Here is a 1,524-nt window from a genome sequence, read left to right on the forward strand (position 1 = left end):
GTAGAAGATGAGCTGGTGGTGTTCTGTGCGCCCCAGCATCATTTGGCCAAGCGTGGCGTGGCCACCATGGACGAGTTGACCCACGAAGCGTGGATCCTGCGAGAACAAGGCTCGGGCACGCGCCTGACCTTTGACCAGGCCATGCGCCATCATCGCAGCGCGCTGAATATCCGCCTGGAGCTGGAACATACCGAGGCAATCAAGCGGGCTGTGGAGTCGGGGTTGGGGATTGGCTGCATTTCGCGGCTGGCGCTGCGCGATGCCTTCCGCCGTGGCAGCCTGGTGCCGGTGGAAACCCCGGACCTGGACCTGGCCCGGCAGTTCTACTTCATCTGGCACAAGCAGAAGTACCAGACCTCGGCGATGCGCGAGTTTCTCGAACTGTGCCGCGCCTTCACCGCTGGGGTGCAGCGCAGCGACGAGATCGTACTGCCGAGTATCGCGTGATCCTCAGATCAGGATCACCGCCCATACCAGGGTGATCATGGTCAGTGCCACGAATTGCGCGGCGCTGCCCATATCCTTGGCGTTTTTCGACAGCGGGTGGCGGTCCAGGGAAATACGGTCAATGGCCGCTTCTACCGCTGAGTTGAGCAATTCGACGATCAGCGCCAACAGGCACACTGCAATCAGCAGCGCCCGTTCAACCCGACTGACCTGCAGGAAAAAACTCAGGGGGATCAGGATGACGTTCAGTAACACCAACTGGCGGAATGCCGCCTCGCCAGTGAAAGCCGCACGCAGGCCATCCAGGGAATAGCCCCCTGCGTTGAAAATACGTTTGATACCGGTTTGACCCTTGAAAGGCGACATAGATGTAGGCAACTGAACCAAAGAAGTGGGGAAGCTAGATCACGCAAAGTCAAAAAAGCGTGAAGCGGCTGTAACTTAATGTTGCGAGATAGACTCAAGTTGCTGCAAAAGCAACGCCGCCTGAGTGCGCGTACGCACGCCCAACTTACGGAAAATCGCCGTAACGTGGGCCTTGATGGTCGCTTCCGACACACTCAATTCGTAGGCAATCTGCTTGTTCAACAAACCTTCGCAAACCATGGTCAACACCCGGAACTGCTGGGGCGTCAAGCTGGCCAGGCCATCGCGGGCGGCCTTGGCTTCATCGGACACATTGATTTCTTCAAACGCCTGGGGTGGCCAGGACACATCGCCGTCCAACACCGTGCGCACGGCTTTCTGGATATCTTCCATCGCGCTGGACTTGGGAATGAAACCGCTGGCGCCAAACTCCTTGGAGCGCACCACCACGTCGGCTTCTTCCTGGGCCGACACCATCACCACGGGGATCTGCGGGTATTGGCCACGCAGCAGCACCAGCCCGGAAAAACCGTAGGCGCCCGGCATGTTCAGGTCGAGCAACACCAGGTCCCAGTCGGATTTTTCAGTCAGGCGGGCTTCCAGTTCGGCAATGCTGGCTACTTCGACCAAACGTACATCGGGGCCAAGGCCCAGGGTTACGGCCTGATGCAGTGCGCTGCGAAACAGCGGGTGGTCATCGGCAATCAGGAT

Annotated in this window: 3 protein-coding genes; 1 reads left to right on the plus strand and 2 read right to left on the minus strand. The window is 58.9% G+C overall.

Annotated elements, in window-relative coordinates; genetic code table 11:
- On the plus strand, positions 1–447 hold a 447-nt coding region (locus tag BKD70_RS23830), incomplete at its 5' end, for a LysR substrate-binding domain-containing protein (protein ID WP_256543304.1).
- Between the two features lie 3 nt (positions 448–450).
- Here BKD70_RS23830 and BKD70_RS23835 read toward each other — a convergent pair.
- Entirely contained in the window at positions 451–813 is a 363-nt protein-coding gene (locus BKD70_RS23835; RefSeq protein ID WP_003189051.1) for a diacylglycerol kinase, read from the minus strand.
- Positions 814–888: 75 nt separating this feature from the next.
- The coding region (gene erdR, locus BKD70_RS23840) for a response regulator transcription factor ErdR (protein WP_070415521.1) at positions 889–1,524 on the minus strand (636 nt) is incomplete at its 5' end.

The sequence above is a fragment of the Pseudomonas sp. BS-2016 genome (genome assembly GCF_001806145.1).
Lineage (GTDB): Bacteria > Pseudomonadota > Gammaproteobacteria > Pseudomonadales > Pseudomonadaceae > Aquipseudomonas > Aquipseudomonas lundensis.

Coding starts and splice junctions, on each gene's coding strand:
- BKD70_RS23835 (WP_003189051.1), bottom strand. CDS start 813: ATGTCGCCTTTCAAGGGTCAAACCGGTATCAAACGTATTTTCAACGCA.